The sequence below is a fragment of the Streptomyces arenae genome, from assembly GCF_022343545.1.
Classification (GTDB): Bacteria; Actinomycetota; Actinomycetes; order Streptomycetales; family Streptomycetaceae; genus Streptomyces; species Streptomyces humi.
Window position 1 is genome coordinate 28,180 of record NZ_JAKQYH010000029.1, and the last position, 18,088, is coordinate 46,267.

Consider the following 18,088-nt stretch of genomic DNA (forward strand, 5'->3'; position numbering starts at 1 on the left):
TCATGACTCACATAGAATGCCGTTCTAAGCGCAGTGCAATCCGGCCCTGACCGGCGGCCTCGTCTACCTGGCGCTCACGGCCGGCCGGCCCACGGTGCCGGTCACCCCGGCTCCAGTCCCGGCAGGAACCGGGTCGAGCCGAACGCCGGTTTGAGGTCGGTGAACCAGGTCGCCTGCTCGTCGTACGCGGCGAAGAAGGGGCGGCCCACCAGGGACGGGTCGCGGGCCTGGATCAGATGCAGCGCGAAGACCTTCTCGCCGGCGATCTCGGCGACCCCGTCCACGCAGACCTTGCCGGGCATCGCCGACATCACCGGGCCGCGGACCGTGCGGGCGAGGCCGGAGACCCGGGCGTAGGCGTCGCGGAAGACGGCGTGGCCGCGCGCCAGCGGGACCCCGAACCAGCCCTGCGGGCCGGTGTCCCGCTCCACGAACTGGTAGTACGGCACCGCGCCCAGCGTGGTCGTGCGCTCCCACAGCTCGGCCCAGGCGTCCGCGCTGTCGTTGATCCCGGCGACCAGCGGGCCCTGGCAGCGGATCACGGCCCCGGTGTCCCGGACCCGGCGCATCGCCTCGGCCACCACCGGCGGACGCAGCTCCTGCGGGTGCGTGAAGTGGGCCATCAGCGCCAGGTGCCGGCCGCTCGCCACCACCTGTTCGAAGAGGCGCAGCAGGTCGTCGGCGTCGCGGTCGGTGGTGAAACGGTACGGCCAGAAGGCAAGGGACTTGGTGCCGAGCCGGACCGAGCGGATCGTGCCGATCTCCAGCAGGGGTTCGACATAGCGGCGCAGCACCTCGGTGCTCATCACCAGCGGGTCACCGCCCGTGATCAGCACGCTGGACACCTCGGGGTGGGCGCGCAGATAGCCGGTCGTGGCGGCGATGTCGTCGGTGGCGATCCGCAGGTCCGTCTCGCCGACGAACTGCGGCCAGCGGAAGCAGTACGTGCAGTAGGCGTGGCAGGTCTGCCCCTGGCGCGGGAAGACCAGCACCGTCTCCGGGTACTTGTGCTGGAGCCCGGTGAGGCGGCGGCCCTCGTGCACGGGGACGTTGGCGTCGAGCTGCCCCGAGGGGTGCGGGTTGAGCCGCATCCGGATCTCGTGGGCGGCGCGCTGGATCTCCGCCCGGGGCGCGTCCGCGCCCAGCAGGTCGGCCATCCGGCGGACGTCGGGCGCGGGCAGCATCCCGGCCTGCGGGAAGGTCAGCCGGAAGACGGGGTCCTCGGGCACGGCCGACCAGTCGATCAGTTCGTCGACGACATACGCGTTCGTACGGAACGGCAGGACCGCGGAGACCGCCCGGAGCGCGAGCCGCTGATCGTCCGTCAGGGGGATGCGCCGCAGCAGACCGTCTAGGTCACGGGGCGTGAAGGCGCGGAACCGGGGGTGGTGCGCTGAGCTCATCGTGTGCTGGGGCCCTCTATTCCGTGACCAGGACCGAAGTGGGCCGCAACTCCACGAAGGCGGCCGCCCGCGCATCGTACTTCTCCCCGAAGTCGTGGATGAGCCGCCGATGCAGTTCGCTCTCGTCGTCCACGACCACGACCTCGTGCGCCCCGGTCCCGCTCAGCGCGGCGCTGTACGCGCTGAGCTGGTCGAGCCGGCGGCGGGCCAGGTAGGTGACGAGGTCGGGCGCGGCGACGTACAGGGCGTCCTCGACGAAGACGAAGCGGCAGGTGAACTCCCGCCGTCCGTCCGTGGCGTCGACCAGGGTGACGGGGAGGTGGGTGAACCGTTCCATCGGCTTGCCCTGCTGCCACAGTTCGTCGAAGCGCTGCTCCACGAAGGTGCCGAGCGGGGAGCGGACCGCGACCTCCAGCTGCACCCCCTCGCCGGAGAGCCGGCCGACGGTGAGGAAGGAAACCAGGCAGCGCTCGTCCCAGCGGTAGAGGGTGACGCCGGGTGAGGTCGAGCAGAGCCGTACCTCCAGCAGCGCCCGGGAGGCGGTGTCGAGGCGGCGGGCGAACTCGTCCAGGGTGCGCAGGTTGCGCATGATGTCACGGCGGATGTCGGCGCTCTGCTCGCCGAGTTCCCGGCCGCGCAGGATGACCGCGAGGGAGTCGGGGTCGAGCAGCAGGATCTGGACGCGGGCACCGGTCGCGGTGGCGGACCTGACGCCGCGGAAGAGCCGTTCGGAGAACTGTGGTCCGAACAGGTTGGAGAAGGTGTCGAGGACCTTCACGTTGGACGTCGAGCCGTGCACCTGGGCGGCGAACCACTCGTAGTCCAGGCGGGTGTGCTCGCGGACCCGGCCCTCCTGGGCCCGGGATATCAGCGGGCCGATGACGAACACCGTGACGACCACGCCGACCAGGTCCGTACCGAGGTTGAGGGCGAGGTTCTGCCCGTAGCTGTCCATGGTCGAGGCCCGCCACAGCAGCAGGCCGGCGACCGCGGCGAGCAGCGCGAGCACGGTGAGGCTCTGCGGCCGGCGCGGGGTGCGCAGCGTGCGCATCAGCCAGCGCAGCCGTGGCATCGGCGATCGTCCGCTCACGCGTCTCCCCTCCCCCGTGGAATCAGGAGATACCCGTACGGGAGAGGGGATACGCGTGGTGGTGCGACTACTCGATGTTTATCTTGAACGTGCTGGTGGTGTTCCTGATGTCCTGGGCGTTGCCGCTCATCCGCAGGTTGCGGAAGGTGGCCTCACCGACGGCGGGGCCCTGGCCGGGTTCCGGCAGCTCGTTGGCCCAGATGCCGAATCCGGACTTGGCGTCGAAGGCGTCCCCGCTCTTCCTGGAGCCGGTGATGGAGATGTCGGTGAAGATCGTGTCCTTCACCGGGAACTGGGGCTGTCCTCCTACGTAGTTGGTCTGGAACATGACGCCTCCGTAGGTGGAGTCGTCGATGTCGACGTCGTTGACGCGGACCCCCTGGAAGACCTTGGAGGCGGAGAAGGCCCAGATCGCGGGGAACACCTGGGAGCCCCAGAAGTGGCCGCCCGTCCGGTCCAGCGAGACGTTCTCGATCGTCGTGGGACCGGTGCCGAAGCCGTTCATCGGGTAGCCGAAGTCCAGCGAGGAGATCGTGATGCCGGAGTAGACGAGGGTGTCGGCGACCCGGATGTTACGGAAGGTGTTGTCGTAGCCGCCGTAGACGGCGATGCCTGCCGCCCGCCAGGTGAGGGTGGAGGTCAGGTTCTCGTAGAGGTTGTTCTTCTCGTCGGCGCCGCCCGCGTCGATGGCCGAGAAGAGGGCGAAGCTGTCGTCGCCCGTGGCACGGGCGTCGTTGTTGACCACGTGGTTGTCCGTGGAGCCGTTCGTCATGTTGACGCCGTCGGCGAACGTGTCCCGGATGCGGGAGTTCGAGATGGTCATGTTGTCGGTGTTGGCGCCCCAGTACAGGCACACCATGTGCTCGGCCCAGATGTCGTCGATGGTGATGTTCGAGACGTTGGAGAAGTCGAACACCTTGCCGGGGCCGTCGATCCGGGACGTGTAGTTGCCGAAGTAGGCGAACCCGGCGAACGTCGAGCCGTTGGCCGTGGCCTCGGCCCGGAAGCCGATGTCGGTGTTCTCCTGCGAGGCGGGGGCGTGGAAGCGGGTGAACCAGGGCCCGGCTCCGACGACCTTGACCGCCTTGCCGTAGACCTGGAACTTGCTCGACGTCTCGTAGTCGCCGGTGGGCAGGTAGACGCCGACCAGCTTGCCGGTGGTGTCCATGCGGACCTTGTCGAGGGCGTTCTGGACGTCCTGCTGGGTGAAGCCGGCCGGGACGGTGTAGGCGGCCGGGTCGGGGTTGGGGTCCGCGGTCGCCTGTTCGGTGTTGACGAAGTCGATGGCGTAGTAGGCGGCGGTGTTCGCCGCGTCCTTCTGGAGGCGGATCTTCGAGCCGGCCGGGACGGTCCTGCCGAGCAGCAGGTTCGCCTCGTCGTAGATGTGGCGCGGGGCACCGGCACCGGGCGAGTCGCCGGGTGAGGTCTCGTTGCCGTACAGCCAGGCGTACTTCGAGGTGAGGTCGATCGTCTTGAGGAACTGGCCGTCCACGTAGACGTCGAGGGTGGCGTCGGTGCCGTCGGGGATCGCGAAGCGGGTGACCAGGGTGTTGGTCGCCGCGCGGGTGGTCCACTCGACGTACTGGCCGGTGGCGTCGAGGGTGACCGCCTTGCGGCCGCTCGCCTCACCCGCGGGGTCGCCGATGGTGCGGTTGGGGCCGACGACCTTGGCGCCGCCGCCGACCGTGCCGTCCTCGGCCTCGTACATGTCGTACGGCATGTCGGCGCCGCGGCCCACGAACAGGGGCTGGGTGCTGGTGTTGTTGGTGCGTTTGACCGGCAGTTCGTTGGCGTCGTCGGCGATGACCGTCCTGACCGTGTACTTGCCGTTGACCGCCGTCCAGGAGCCGAGGGCGACCGGTGCGGTCGTCTGCCCGGCGGCGATGGTGCCGGTGTAGGAGCCGGTGAGGGTCCTGACGGTGGCGCCGTTCGCGTCCTGGACCGTGAGCGTGACGCCGTGGCTGCCGGACGCCGAGGCCACCGTCCCCTGGTTCTTGAGGGCGACGGTGAACTGCACCGGGTCACCGGCCGAGGCGCTGGAGGGCGTCCAGGCCACCGGTGCGGCGACCAGGTCGGAGCTGGAGACGGGCTTGACGACCAGGGCGTCGGAGCGGGTGAAGGTGTTGTTCCCCTCGTTCTGCTCGACGACCTTGTTCGACGGGTCCACCTGGGCGCCGACCGGGTAGCTGCCCGCGTCGCGGGTGCCGATGCTCGCGGTGACCGTCGTCGACTGGCCGGCCGCGAGGGCCGGGACGTCGGCCGTGGCGGCCTTGGTGCCGCCCAGCGTGAAGTTCAGGCCGGTGGCCTTGGCGGCCTTGCTGCCGCTGTTGACGACGGTCGCGGAGAGGCTGACGGCGTCCGACTCGACGGGCGCGGCGGGCGAGTTGGTGATGCCGGTGACCTTGAGGTCCGGGTTGGCGGCCGGGGTGCCGATCACCTGGACCTCGCCGACCTGGGCACCGGGCGCGCCGGTGTTGGAGGTGAACCTCAGCTGGATGTCGGCGGCGGCGCCGGAGACCGGGATGGTCACCGTGTTGCCGGTGGCCGGGTTGAACGTGTAGTCCTTCGCCGCGACGAGGCTCGTGAACGCGGTGGCGTCCTGGTCGCGTCCGAGCACCTGGATGTTCTGGGTGCGGGTGGACCAGGCGGGGTCCGGGTTGAGCTTGACGACGACCTGGCCGAGGTCCGCGTCGGCGCCCAGCCTGGTGGTGAGGGTGGCCGGGTAGGCGCCGCCCGCGCTCTCCCAGTAGGTGCCGATCTGTCCGTCGTTCGCGTTCGCGGCGACATAGGTGAACGTGTAGGAGGAGGCCTCTACGGGCTTGCCCTGGGCGAGGTCGGATCCGGTGCCGGAGCCGGGCCGGGTGACGCTGTTGCTCGCCACCGACACGTTCCCCGCGGCGTCCTTCGCCTTCACGTAGTAGGTGACAGTGGCCGTCGCCGACGGGGTGTCGGTGTACGTCGTCACGTCGCCCGCCACGGTCCTGACGAGCTGGTCGTTCGCGTAGACGTCGTAGCCGGTGACCTTGACGTTGTCGCTGGACGCCTGCCAGGTGAGCTTCACGTCGCTGCCGGACTGCGTGTAGGCGAGGCTGCCGGGCGCCGTGGGGGCCTGGGTGTCGCCGCCCGAGCCCTTGCGGGTGACGCTGTTGCTGTCGGCGGAGACGTTGCCCGCGGCGTCCCTGGCCCGCACGACGTACGTGATGTCGCTGCCGGCCGGCTGGGTGTCGGTGTAGGTCAGGACGTTCCCGGCGACGCTCGCCCGCAACTGGCCGTTGGCGTAGACGTCGTACCCGGTCACGCCCGTGTCGTCGGTGGCCGCGTTCCAGGTCAGCCTGATCTGCCCGGTGGCCGGCTCGGTGTAGCCGAGGCCGGACGGCGCGGTGGGTGCCTGGGTGTCGCCGGTGGCCGGGCCGTAGACCTCCAGCTCGGACGCCTGTCCGGCGGGCCAGCCGCTGTTGGCGGTGAACAGCACCCGCACGTACCGCGTGGTGGTCGTGTCGAAGGCGATGGTCGTCGACTGGTCGTTCGAGCTGTCGAAGGTGTACGCCTTCGACGCCGTGATGTCGGTGAAGTTCTGGTTGTCGGCCGAGCCCTGCACCTTGAAGGTCTGGCTGCGGCTCGGCCAGCCGGCGGGCAGCCGCAGTGTCACCTGGTTGACCTTGACCGAGGAGCCGAGGTCGACCTGGAGCCACTGCGGGAAGGCGTTGTTGGTGCTCTCCCAGTAGGTGGCCCGGTTGCCGTCGCCGGCGTTGGCCGCGCCGTAGACGTCGGCGTGCCCGCTCTCGCTGAAGGTCCTGCCGAGCGCGAGGTTCGGGGTCGAGGCGGCGCTCGTGAGGACCTGCATCTCGGCCAGTTGCGCGGTGCCGGCGACCGAGTTGGCGCTGAAGTCGGCCCGTACGTACCGGGCGAGGGTCGCGGGGAAGGAGACCTTCACCGTGTTGTCGTCGGCCGGGCCGAAGACGTACCGCGCGGACGGCCGGAGGGTGGTGAAGCTCTTGCCGTCGGCGCTGCCCTGGAGGGCCAGCGTCTGCGTGCGGGTCTCCCAGTGCTCGGGCAGGCGCAGCACGACCTCGCGGACGCGCGCGGTCCGTCCGAGGTCGGTCTGGACCCACTGGGCCGACTTCTTCCCGGCCTGCCAGTAGGTGTCGGTGTCGCCGTCGGTGACGTGGGCGGCCGCGTGGCCGCCACGGACGCTGCCCGCCGTGGTCGCGGCGGTCGCGGCGGCGTCGGGGCCGCCGGCCGCGTGCGCGCCGACGGCGGGCAGGCCCAGGAACATGACGGCGGAGGCGAGTACGGCGGTGGCCGCGCGCCGTCTCCAGGATCTCGGTACGTGTCGAGTCATGCGGGGTCACTTCCTGCGGAGGCTCGCGCGCCGGCGGGCGGCGAGGGCGGCTCGTTCCTGACGGAGTGGCGCTCGTCGCAATATTGCGTTGTTTCATCGAAATATTGCAGAGCGATAGGTGACCGTCTACCGCCGCGCATCCCACAAATTTCACCAGAAGCGTTCACTGCTCGGCACAGAGAGCGGAACACATCGCAAGGAAACGCAAGTCGCGCAATTTTTTGCGTTGTCGCGCGCCGAATTCCGACAGCAGAACGCCCCTCTGACCCGTGTGGGTCGAGGGGCGTCCGGTGCGCTTCGGCGGGTGCCGCCGGTCAGCCGAGCTGGTGCATCCAGCCGTGCTTGTCCTCCGTCTTGCCGCGCTGGATGTCGAGGAGCGCCTCGCGGAGCCGGAGGGTGACCTCGCCGGGCTCGCCGCCCGACTGCTGCCACTCGGCGCCGGCCCGCTTGACCGTGCCGACCGGGGTGATCACGGCGGCCGTGCCGCAGGCGAAGACCTCGGTGAGGGTGCCGTTCTCCGAGTCGCGCTGCCACTGCTCGATGGAGACCCGGGCCTCCTCGGACTCGTAGCCGAGGTCACGGGCGACGGTCAGGAGGCTGTCGCGGGTGACGCCCTCCAGGATGGAGCCGGACAGGGTCGGGGTGACGATCTTGTCGCCGTACACGAAGTACAGGTTCATGCCGCCGAGTTCCTCGACCCACTTGTGCTCGACCGCGTCGAGGTAGCAGACCTGGTCGCAGCCCTGGGCCGCGGCCTCGGCCTGGGCGAGCAGGGAGGCCGCGTAGTTGCCGCCGGTCTTGGCGTCACCCATGCCGCCCGGGACGGCGCGGACCCGGTCCTCGGAGGCCCAGATGGAGACCGGCTTGACGCCACCGGGGAAGTAGGCGCCGGCCGGGGAGGCGATGACCAGGAACAGGTACTCGTTGGCCGGCTTGACGCCCAGGCCGACCTCGGTGGCGATCATGAAGGGCCGCAGGTAGAGGGACTCCTCACCGCCGTGCGCCGGCACCCAGTCCCGGTCCTGCCGGACCAGCGCGTCACAGGCCTCGATGAAGGTCTCCACCGGCAGCTCGGGCATCGCGAGCCGGCGGGCCGACCGCTGGAAGCGCTTGGCGTTCTGGTCGGGACGGAAGGTGGCCACCGAGCCGTCGGGGCGGCGGTAGGCCTTCAGGCCCTCGAAGATCTCCTGCGCGTAGTGCAGGACGTTGGTCGCCGGGTCGAGGGGGATCGGCGCGTACGGAACGAGCTGACCGTCGTGCCAGCCGCGGCCCTCGGTCCACTTGATCGTCACCATGTGGTCGGTGAAGTGGCGGCCGAATCCGGGGCTGGCCAGGATCGCCTCGCGCTCGGCGGCGCCGGTCGGGTGCGCGGACGGCTTGAGCTCGATCGTGGGCGTCGTCATGAGTGGTAGTCCTTCACCGGTTGTAGTAGTGGCCGCGCTCACACCCCTGTCGTAGGACGTCCGAGCATTCCCTCATACCGCGGCTTCGCGTTCGATTATCGCGCGGGGGGCCTGAGCGGAAGGAATCGGGGTGAAAGCGGACCCGGGGTTGATGGTGGCACCCGGTGGCAGGCATGGGGAAGCCGCCGGGTGCGTGTGCGACCCGGCGGCTTCGAAGTCGTGCTTCGAGTGGCTCGGGTCAGCCGGCTACTCGTACGGCCAGTGCGTCGCCGATCTCCGAGGTGGAGCGGGCTGGCTTGCCCTGGCGCTCGGTGAGGTCGGCGGTGACGGCCTCCTCGACACGCGCGGCCTCGGCCTCGTAGCCCAGGTGGCGCAGCAGCAGGGCGACGGACAGGACGGTGGCGGTGGGGTCGGCCTTGCCCTGGCCCGCGATGTCGGGCGCCGAACCGTGGACCGGCTCGAACATCGAGGGGAACTCGCGGGAGGGGTTGATGTTGCCGCTCGCCGCGACGCCGATGCCGCCGGAGACGGCCGCGGCGAGGTCGGTGATGATGTCGCCGAAGAGGTTGTCGGTGACGATGACGTCGAAGCGGCCGGGGTCGGTGACCAGGTAGATGGTCGCCGCGTCGACGTGGATGTAGTCCGTGGTGACCTCGGGGAACTCCGCGGCCACCTGGTTGAAGATGTTCGTCCACAGGTGCCCGGCGAAGGTCAGCACGTTGTTCTTGTGGACCAGCGTGAGCTTCTTGCGGGGACGGGCCTGGGCGCGGGCGAAGGCGTCCCGGACGACCCGCTCGACACCGTAGGCCGTGTTGACGGACACCTCGGTGGCGACCTCGTGCTCGGTGCCCTTGCGGATGGTGCCGCCGTTGCCGGTGTACGGGCCCTCGGTGCCCTCGCGGACCACGACGAAGTCGATCTCCGGCTCGCCGGCCAGCGGGGTGGCGACACCGGGGAGGAGCTTCGACGGACGCAGGTTGACGTGGTGGTCGAAGGCGAAGCGGAGCTTCAGCAGGAAGCCGCGCTCCAGGACACCGGACGGGACGCTCGGGTCGCCGATCGCGCCCAGCAGGATGACGTCGTGCTTCTTCAGCGCGTCGAGGTCGGCGTCGGTGAGGGTCTCACCGGTGGCGTGGTAGCGCCGGGCGCCGAAGTCGTACTCCTTGGTCTCCAGCTTCACATCCTGCGGGAGGACGGCGGAGAGGACCTTGAGGCCTTCGGCCACGACTTCCTGCCCGATGCCGTCACCGGGGATCACTGCGAGATTGATGCTGCGAGACATGCCCGGCACCCTACTCCTCGTCCCATGGGATGACATGCAGCGTCCGCCATACGGACAGGCGGGAGTGTCCCGTCGACCGGCGTTCACCCGTGTGTGCGGCTGGCGTTGGCCTGCGCTGGGCAAGGTCCAGGGCATGGACATCCCCGACTTCGGCATCCCGCCGCGGCTGGCCGCCCGGATGAGCATGGCCGAGCAGTACGAGTACCTGCGCACCCGGCTGGTGAGCCGCCGCACCCTGGTGACGGCGGGCGCGGTGGCGGGCGGCGCGCTGGTGACCGGCTGCGCGGCGCGGTCGGCGAGCCCGGCGCCGGCCACCTCGGCGGCCCGGGGCGCGGCGGTTCCGCCGTTCGGCCGCCATCTCGCCTTCGGCGCCGATCCGAAGCGGCAGATGCGGATCTCCTGGCAGGTGCCCGCCGCCGTCCGCAAGCCGTTCGTCCGGATCGGCACCCGCCCGGACGACCTCGGCAGGCGGGTCGACGCGGAGGTACGGCATCTGCACACGCCCGGCGTGCAGGGTGTGCGCCCGGTGGTCGAGCAGTACTACCTGCACGCGGCGGTGGACGGCCTGGCCCCCGGCACCACCTACTACTACGGCGTCGGCCACGAGGGATGGGACCCGGCCGCCCCCGGCCACCGCTTTGCCGTCGCGCCCTTCCGCACCGCGCCCGCGAGCCCGGAGCGGTTCGTGTTCACGGCCTTCGGCGACCAGGGCGTCGGCCGGGCCGCCCTGGCCGGCGACAACGCGCTGCTGAAGCAGGAACCCGCCTTCCACCTCCACGCGGGGGACATCTGCTACGCCGACGGCAACGGCGCCGGGAAGACCTCGGACGGCTACGACGCCCGCGAGTGGGACCGGTTCCTGAAGCAGAACGACCCGGTGGCGCGGTCGGTGCCGTGGATGGTGACGACCGGCAACCACGACATGGAGGCCTGGTACTCCCCCGAAGGCTACGGCGGCCAGTACGCCCGCTTCGCGCTCCCGGACAACGGCTTCGACCCGCACGGGGCGCCGGGCGTGTACGCGTTCACCTACGGCAACGTCGGCTTCGTGGCGCTGGACGCCAACGACGTGTCGTACGAGATACCCGCCAACCTCGGCTACAGCGGCGGCCGGCAGACGAGGTGGCTGGAGCGGAAACTGAAGGAGCTGCGGGCGGCGAAGGAGGTGGACTTCGTGGTCGTCTTCTTCCACCACTGCGCCTACTCGACGTCCTCGCACGCCTCCGACGGCGGGATCCGGGCGGCCTGGCTGCCGCTGTTCGCCGAGCACCAGGTGGACCTGGTGATCAACGGGCACAACCACGTCTACGAGCGCACCGACGCGGTGCGGGACGGCGGGGTGGGCCGCGCGGTCCCGGTGGGCGGCTCGACCGACCCGACGCGGGACGGGATCGTCCACGTCACGGCGGGCGGCGGCGGACGGAATCTGTACTCGTTCCCGTCCGGGGTGAAGGACAGCTACGAGGGGCACGTCACCCGGCACGACGAGGTGCGGAGCTTCCACTGGGCCGAGGGGCAGCACAACGTGGCGGAGACGGTGGACTGGTCACGGGTGCGGTACACCGGCTTCTCCTTCCTCAGGGTCGAGGCGGAGACGGGTGCGGCCGCGCGGCTGAAGGTGTCGGCGCTGGACCAGGGCGGGACCCGGATCGACCACTTCGAGGTGCGGCGGGGCGGCTGACCCAGGAGTACGGCGCGGCCGTCCCGGCCGCGCCGTACCCCGTGCGGGTGCGGCTCCCGTACTGGGGCGCGCCGCTGCTCAGTGGCCGGTCTCGCCGCCGTTGTCACGGCGGTCGAGGGCGCGCTGGAGGGCGGCGGCGGCGTTCTTGCGCTCGGACTCGCTGGTGCGGGACACGTGGCGGACCCGGCGGCGGACGGTCGTCTCGGCCATGGGAATCGACTCCTTCGAGATACAGGGAGTACGGCATACGGCAGATGGGGGTTACGAGACGCCGGAAGGGGCGGGGAGCGGGGGCCGCAGGGGTTGCCTGCTCGGGGCCCGGCTCACGACCGCCATTCGCTTGATCGAGCGAGACGTTCGGCTCCTACAAAAGTAAGGGAGCGGCCCGCTTCTGTCTGCACAATTACTCGGACTTCCTACTATCTGAGACGGCGGGGTCGGGGTGGGGTCGGCCATACGGCTCTGAGCTGGTCTTTCGCTGGACCGGCGCGGCGGCTACCAGGGGACGGGGCCGTGCCGGTCGATGAAGCGGCCGGTCCCCGCGCCGGACGGCTCGGTGGCGAGCCGGACGATCGCGTCGGTGCCCTCGGTGACGGTCTGCGGGCCGCTGTGGGCGTTGAGGTCGGTCGCCGTGTAGCCGGGGTCGACGGCGTTGACCCGGATGTCCTTGAAGGCCTTGGCGTACTGGGTGGTGAGCATGACGAGGGCCGCCTTGGAGGAGTTGTACAGCGGTGCCACGACGGTGGACTCGACGCGGTCCGGGTCGTGGGTGACGGCGACCGAACCCAGTCCGCTGCTGACATTGACCACGACCGGCTCCGCCGACCTGCGCAGCAGCGGCAGGAAGGCGGTGGTGGTGCGGATGACGCCGAAGAGGTTGACGTCGAAGACGGCGAGGGCGTCCGCTGCGGTGAGCTCGCCCGGGTCGGCATGCGGTCCCGCGACACCGGCGTTGTTGACCAGGACGTCGATCCTGCCCTCGTGGGCGGCGACGTCGGCGGCCGCGGCGGCCACGGAGGCGTCGTCGGTGACGTCGATCCGGACGAACCGCGCGCCGAGCGCCTCGGCTGCGGCAGCGCCCTGCTCGGGGTCACGGGCGCCGACGAGCACGGTGTGGCCCAGCGCGACGAGACGGCGGGCGGTCTCGCGGCCGAGACCCTTGTTGGCTCCGGTGATGAAGGTGATGGTCATGGGTCGATCGTGCGCCCGGCGCCGGCACGCTGCCAGGGACGCCTCGACCGTAGGAACGGCGGTACCAGGATCACCCAGGAGGCAGGATGGCTGACATGATGGGGAAAACGACGACCGATCTGGGTGCCACCATCCGCGCCTGGCGGGAGCGGCTGTCACCGTCGGACCTGGGGCTGCCGGTCGGCCGGGCCCGGCGCGCGACCGGACTGCGCCGCGAGGAACTCGCCGAACGCGCCGGGGTGTCCGTCGACTACGTGGTCCGCCTGGAGCAGGGCCGGGCCACGGCGCCGTCCGGACAGGTGGTCGCCGCCCTCGCCCGTGCTCTGCGGCTGACCCGCGTCGAGCGCGAGCACCTCTACCGCATGGCCGGGCTGGTGCCCCCCGACGACGGCCCGATCCCCGACCGTCTCCCGCCGGGCGTGCACCGTGTGCTGAACCGGCTCGGTGATGTCGCGGTCGCCGTGTTCACCGCGCACTGGCAGCTGCTGTGCTGGAACCCCGCCTGGGCCGCGCTGCTCGGCGACCCGTCGGACATTCCGGAGGAACTGCGCAACTTCGCCCGTGAGCGGTTCCCGGTGGGCGAGGAGACCGCCCGGCTCTCCGCGTGGCCGGTGCGCACGGCGAACGGCGACGACTCCGACCTGGCGATCGTGTCCGACCTGCGGCGGGCCACCGGCCGCTTCCCGCACGACGCCCGGCTGTCCGAGCTGATCGGCGAACTGGCCGCGGGCAACGAGCGGTTCGCCCGGCTCTGGGCGAACGGCACGGTGGCCACCCACCGCGAGGACCGCAAGACGGTCGAGCATCCGGAGGTCGGGCCGGTGGAGGTGGACTGCGACGTCCTCACGGACGGCGACTCGCAACTGAAGATCGTGGTCCTGTCGGCGGCGCCGGGCAGCGCGGACCAGGCCGGGCTCCGGGCCCTGTTCCGGCCATGGGAACGGGGCGGGGAGCCTGCTCGTGGGTCAGGCTCCCCGCCCCGTGCCGGGAGAGGGTGACGCGAGGGTCAGCCCATGTGCGGGTACGTGTAGTCGGTCGGGGCGACCAGGGTCTCCTTGATGGCCCGGGTCAGGGTCCAGCGCAGCAGGTTCTGCGGGGCGCCGGCCTTGTCGTTGGTGCCCGAGGCCCGGCCGCCGCCGAAGGGCTGCTGGCCGACCACGGCGCCGGTCGACTTGTCGTTGATGTAGAAGTTGCCGGCCGCGTAGCGGAGCTTCTCCATCGTGTACGCGGCGGCGGCGCGGTCGTTGGAGATGACCGAGCCGGTGAGCGCGTAGTCGGACACCGACTCCATCTGGGTCAGCATCTCGTCGTACTGGTCGTCCTCGTAGACGTGCACGGCGAGGAACGGGCCGAAGTACTCGGTGCGGAAGACCTCGTTCTCCGGGTCCGAGCACACGACGACGGTCGGGCGGACGAAGTAGCCCACCGAGTCGTCGTAGGCGCCGCCCGCGACGATCTCGCAGGCCGGGTCGGAGGCCGCGCGGTCGATGGCCGCCTTGTTCTTGGCGAACGCGCGGTCGTCGATCACGGCGCCGACGAAGTTCGACAGGTCGGTGACGTCACCCATGGTGAGGGAGTCGACCTCGGCCGCGAACTGCTCACGGAAGCCGGAGTTCCAGATGGACGCCGGGATGTAGGCGCGGGAGGTGGCGGAGCACTTCTGGCCCTGGTACTCGAAGGCACCCCGGGTCAGCGCGGTCTTGAGGACGGCACGGTCGGCGCTCGGGTGGGCGACGAGGAAGTCCTTGCCGCCGGTCTCGCCCACCAGACGCGGGTAGGTGCGGTACTTCTCGATGTTGCTGCCGACCGTCTTCCACAGGTGCTGGAAGGTCCGGGTGGAGCCGGTGAAGTGGATGCCGGCCAGGTCCCGGTGGACCAGGGCGACCTCGGAGACCTCGATGCCGTCACCGGTGACGAGGTTGATGACGCCCTTGGGGAGTCCGGCCTCCTCCAGCAGCTGCATCAGCAGGACGGCGGCGTGGGTCTGGGTCGGGGACGGCTTCCAGACGACGACGTTGCCCATCAGGGCGGGCGCGGTCGGCAGGTTGCCCGCGATGGCGCTGAAGTTGAACGGCGTGATCGCGTAGACGAAGCCCTCCAGCGGGCGGTGGTCCATGCGGTTCCAGACGCCCGGAGAGTTGGCCGGGGGCTGCTCGGCCAGGATCTGGCGGGCGTAGTGGACGTTGAACCGCCAGAAGTCGATCAGCTCGCAGGGCGTGTCGATCTCGGCCTGCTGGGCGGTCTTGGACTGGCCGAGCATGGTGGAGGCGGCGATGGTCTCGCGCCAGGGGCCGGAGAGCAGTTCGGCGGCGCGCAGGATGATGGCCGCGCGGTCGTCGAAGGACATCGCGCGCCAGGCGGGCGCGGCGGCGAGGGCCGCGTCGACGGCGTCCTGGGCGTCCTGCCGGGTGGCGTGGCGCCCGGTGCCGATGACGGCCTTGTGGTTGTGCGGCTGCACGACCTGGAAGGGCTCGCCGCCGCCGAGCCGCTTCTCGCCGCCGATGGTCATCGGCAGCTCGATCGGGTTCTCGGCGAGCTCCTTGAGCTTCGCCTCCAGGCGGGCGCGCTCGGCCGAGCCGGGGGCATAGCCGTGCACCGGCTCGTTGACGGGGGCGGGGACCTGGGTCACAGCGTCCATGGGATCCGTAACTCCTTGTACGTGAGCGGGTGGTGAGGCTTGTCGAGCGGGGGGGGGCTCAGCCCTTGGTGACCATCGAGCGGAGGAAGAAACGCAGGTTCGCCGGCTTCTCCGCGAGCCTGCGCATGAAGTAGCCGTACCAGTCGGTGCCGTAGGCGGTGTAGACACGCATGCGGTGGCCCTCGGCGGCGAGCCGGAGGTGCTCGTCGCTGCGGATGCCGAAGAGCATCTGGAACTCGTACTCGTCGGGCTTGCGTCCGGCGCGCCGGGCGAGTTCCTGGGCTATGGAGATGAGGCGCGGGTCGTGGGAGCCCACCATCGGGTACCCCTCGCCCTCCATCAGGGTCCTGAGGATCCGGACGTACGCCTTGTCGATCTCGCTCTTCTGCTGGTAGGCGACCTCGGCGGGCTCCTTGTAGGCGCCCTTGACCAGGCGGACGCGACTGCCGGCGGCGGCGAGCCGGCGGGCGTCGGCCTCGGTGCGGAAGAGGTAGGCCTGGATCACGCAGCCGGTCCCCGGGAAGTCCTTCCGCAGCTCCTCGTGGATGGCGAACATCGAGTCGAGGGTGGTGTGGTCCTCGGCGTCGAGGGTGACGGTGGTGCCGATGGCGGCGGCGGCCTCGACGACCGGCCGGACGTTGGCGAGGGCCAGCTCGTGGCCGCCCGGCAGCGCCTGTCCGAACATGGACAGCTTGACGGACATCTCGACGCGCTCGCCGAGCCCGAGGTCCCTCAGGTGCCCGACGAGGGCCAGGTAGGCGTCCCGGGCGGCGGCGGCCTGCTCGGGGGTGGTGATGTCCTCGCCGACGACGTCCATCGTCAGCTCCAGGCCCCGCCCGGTGAGCTCGGCGATGACCGGGACGATGTCGTCGACCGTCTCACCGGGGATGAAGCGGTCGACGACCTGCTTCGTCACCGGGGCCGCCGAGATCAGGCGTCGCATCCGGTCGCTGCGCGACGCGGCGAGAATCACGGGACCCAGCACGGGGCACCTCCACAACACATGCCAGAAATGCCGCGATCCGACGGTTCGGACCCGGCAAGGAGAACCACCGTGAAAGTTAGGGACCTCTTTGATCCTCGGCCATCGACAGCTGTCACGCATCCGTGCCACGGATCTCAGACAGATGTATGAAGGGGGCCGTGAATTGCGGGAGAATGCCCGGGTGACGTCGGAATTCAAGGGTGACTACCAGGAGCTGGTCGACGAGATCTCGGAGCTGCTGGGCGTCCCGGCGACCCTGGAGAACCGCGACTTCGAGCTGATCGCCTTCGGGGCGTACGACAGTGAGGGCGACCTCGATCCGTCCGCGCTGGACCCGGTGCGCACCCGCTCGATCCTGACCCGGCGCTCCACGGCCGCGGTCCGTACCTGGTTCGAGGGCTTCGGCATCACCCGGGCGACCGGCCCGGTCCGGATCCCGCCGACCCCGGAGGCCGGGGTGTACCGGGGAAGGATCTGCCTGCCGGTACGCCATCGGGGTGTCGTCCTCGGCTACGTCTGGCTGCTGGACGGAGATCCCGGCCCGACGGACGCCCAGCTGGCCGCTGCCATGGGGGTGGCCGGGCGGATCGGCGCGCTGCTCGCCGACGAGGCGCAGGCGGGGGCCGGGCTGAGCCGGGAGCTGCGCGCGGTGCTGGTCACGGAGCACGGCTGGCAGCGGGACATGGCGGTGGCCGAGCTGCGTACGGCCCTGGGGGTGCGCGGCGACGGCCCGCACACGCTGCTCTGTGTCGCACCCTGGCCGTCCGCCGACCCGGACGACGCCCCGTCCCCGCGCACGGTCCCGCACGCCACCGCGCTGTGCACGCTGCCGTGGGGGGCGGCGGGGCACAGCCTGGCGGTGCTGGTCCGGCTGCGCAGCACCGACGCGTCCACCCCCGCCCTGACGGCCGCGGCCCGGCTGCTCAAGGAGGCCGAGGAGGCCCGGGAGGCCCGGTCGGCGGCGGCACGCGGGGCGGGGGCGCGGACCGCGGCGGCGGTCGCGGCGGGGTTCGCGGGCGCGGCGGCGCCGGTCCCGGCCGCGGGGGTGGGCAAGGCCAGAACGGGGCTCACCGAGCTGGGCGCGGTCTGGCAGGAGGCGGCGGCGGCCACCCGGGCCGCGCTCGCGGAACCCCGGTTCGGGCCGGTGGCGGAGTGGGCGCGGATCGGCCCGTACCGGCTGCTGACCGCGCTGGCGCCGGAGGCGTCCCACGACCCGGCCGTGGCACCGCTGCTCACCCCGGCCCACCGCGAACTGGCCCGTACCGCCGAGGTCTACCTGGACTGCGCGGGCCAGGCGGGCCGCACGGCGGCGGCTCTCGGCGTCCACCGGCAGACCCTGTACTACCGCCTGTCCCGCGTCGAACAGCTCACCGGCCTCGACCTGGACGAGGGCGAGGACCGGCTGCTGCTGCACATGGCCCTGAAGGCGGCCCGGCTGTAGCCGGCCGGCCCCGGTCCGGGACCCGTCATCGGGTCCGGGTGACGGCCTCGACGATCTGGCGCAGCCCCTCGGTGAGGGCGTCACCGTCCGGGGCGGTCTTCGGGTCGAAGGTCCACTGGGAGATCAGGCCGGACATCAGGGTCATGTAGAAGCGGCCGAGGGTGTCGGCGGTCTCGTCGGAGACCTCCTCCTCCGGAACGCCCATCATCAGCGAGGTCAGCCCCCGGCCGCCCTCGCGCTGGGCACGCGCCAACTGGTCGCGCACCTCCGGCATCTGATCGCCCATCGCGACGATCTCCACGCTGAGCCGCCACATCGTGCCGGGCTCGCGCATGCTGGCGACGATGTTCGACCAGACCTCCCGGAAGCGCTCCAACGAGCCGGGCGCGCCGGTGAGTCCGGAGCCGTCACCCTCGAAGGACATCTCCTCCACCAGGGCGATGTAGGCCTGCGCGAGCAGCGCGTCCTTGGAGCCGTAGTGGTAGCCGATCGAGGCGAGGTTGGTCCCCGACTCCCGGACGATGTCGCGCGCGGTCGTCCGCGCGAACCCCTTCTCCAGCAGGCAGCGCTTGGCGCCGTCCAGCAGATCCTCACGGTGTCCCATGCCCACCACCCTACCCCGGATCCATACA

At 71.0% G+C, this 18,088-nt stretch carries 13 protein-coding genes; 3 read left to right on the forward strand and 10 right to left on the reverse strand.

The window, feature by feature from the left end:
- Positions 1–101: 101 nt before the first annotated feature.
- The 5 genes from MB828_RS13865 to MB828_RS13885 form a co-directional block, all read right to left on the reverse strand.
- Positions 102–1,403 carry a KamA family radical SAM protein gene (locus tag MB828_RS13865; protein ID WP_301648404.1) on the reverse strand — a complete coding sequence of 434 codons (1,302 nt, stop codon included), beginning with the start codon at positions 1,401–1,403 and terminating at the stop codon, positions 102–104.
- Between the two features lie 16 nt (positions 1,404–1,419).
- A complete protein-coding gene (locus MB828_RS13870) occupies positions 1,420–2,493 on the reverse strand; it encodes a hypothetical protein (protein WP_301648405.1) in 1,074 nt (357 codons plus the stop codon).
- 67 nt (positions 2,494–2,560) lie between these two features.
- Positions 2,561–6,835, reverse strand: a complete 4,275-nt coding sequence (locus MB828_RS13875) for a discoidin domain-containing protein (protein ID WP_301648406.1) — start codon at positions 6,833–6,835, stop codon at positions 2,561–2,563.
- 314 nt (positions 6,836–7,149) lie between these two features.
- Positions 7,150–8,238, reverse strand: coding sequence for a branched-chain amino acid aminotransferase (locus tag MB828_RS13880; protein ID WP_301648407.1), 1,089 nt, complete (start codon positions 8,236–8,238; stop codon positions 7,150–7,152).
- A 238-nt stretch (positions 8,239–8,476) separates the two neighbouring features.
- On the reverse strand, positions 8,477–9,520 hold the full coding sequence (locus MB828_RS13885) for a 3-isopropylmalate dehydrogenase (RefSeq protein ID WP_301648408.1): 1,044 nt from the start codon (positions 9,518–9,520) through the stop codon (positions 8,477–8,479).
- A 133-nt stretch (positions 9,521–9,653) separates the two neighbouring features.
- On the opposite strand from MB828_RS13885, the gene MB828_RS13890 reads away from it, so the two are divergent.
- Entirely contained in the window at positions 9,654–11,201 is a 1,548-nt protein-coding gene (locus tag MB828_RS13890; protein ID WP_301648409.1) for a purple acid phosphatase family protein, read from the forward strand.
- A 78-nt stretch (positions 11,202–11,279) separates the two neighbouring features.
- On the opposite strand, the gene MB828_RS13895 is transcribed toward MB828_RS13890, so the two are convergent.
- Both MB828_RS13895 and MB828_RS13900 read right to left on the reverse strand, forming a co-directional pair.
- The gene (locus tag MB828_RS13895) at positions 11,280–11,411 is read right to left on the reverse strand and encodes a hypothetical protein (protein ID WP_089098576.1); all 132 of its coding nucleotides are present in this window, start codon (positions 11,409–11,411) and stop codon (positions 11,280–11,282) included.
- 285 nt (positions 11,412–11,696) lie between these two features.
- The gene (locus MB828_RS13900) at positions 11,697–12,392 is read right to left on the reverse strand and encodes an SDR family NAD(P)-dependent oxidoreductase (RefSeq protein ID WP_301648410.1); all 696 of its coding nucleotides are present in this window, start codon (positions 12,390–12,392) and stop codon (positions 11,697–11,699) included.
- A gap of 86 nt (positions 12,393–12,478) precedes the next feature.
- Here MB828_RS13900 and MB828_RS13905 point away from each other — a divergent pair, with 86 nt between their 5' ends.
- Positions 12,479–13,390: a helix-turn-helix transcriptional regulator gene (locus MB828_RS13905; RefSeq protein ID WP_301648411.1), complete on the forward strand. Its 912-nt coding sequence runs from the start codon at positions 12,479–12,481 to the stop codon at positions 13,388–13,390.
- Between the two features lie 8 nt (positions 13,391–13,398).
- Here MB828_RS13905 and pruA read toward each other — a convergent pair whose 3' ends face one another.
- Both pruA and MB828_RS13915 read right to left on the reverse strand, forming a co-directional pair.
- Positions 13,399–15,030: an L-glutamate gamma-semialdehyde dehydrogenase gene (gene pruA, locus MB828_RS13910; RefSeq protein ID WP_301648412.1), complete on the reverse strand. Its 1,632-nt coding sequence runs from the start codon at positions 15,028–15,030 to the stop codon at positions 13,399–13,401.
- 58 nt (positions 15,031–15,088) lie between these two features.
- Entirely contained in the window at positions 15,089–16,015 is a 927-nt protein-coding gene (locus MB828_RS13915) for a proline dehydrogenase family protein (protein ID WP_301648413.1), read from the reverse strand.
- A gap of 181 nt (positions 16,016–16,196) precedes the next feature.
- On the opposite strand from MB828_RS13915, the gene MB828_RS13920 reads away from it, so the two are divergent.
- On the forward strand, positions 16,197–17,456 hold the full coding sequence (locus MB828_RS13920; protein ID WP_301648414.1) for a PucR family transcriptional regulator: 1,260 nt from the start codon (positions 16,197–16,199) through the stop codon (positions 17,454–17,456).
- 25 nt (positions 17,457–17,481) lie between these two features.
- Here the strand turns inward: MB828_RS13920 and MB828_RS13925 are convergent, their stop codons facing one another.
- Positions 17,482–18,060 carry a TetR/AcrR family transcriptional regulator gene (locus MB828_RS13925; protein ID WP_133027235.1) on the reverse strand — a complete coding sequence of 193 codons (579 nt, stop codon included), beginning with the start codon at positions 18,058–18,060 and terminating at the stop codon, positions 17,482–17,484.
- Positions 18,061–18,088 lie beyond the last annotated feature (28 nt).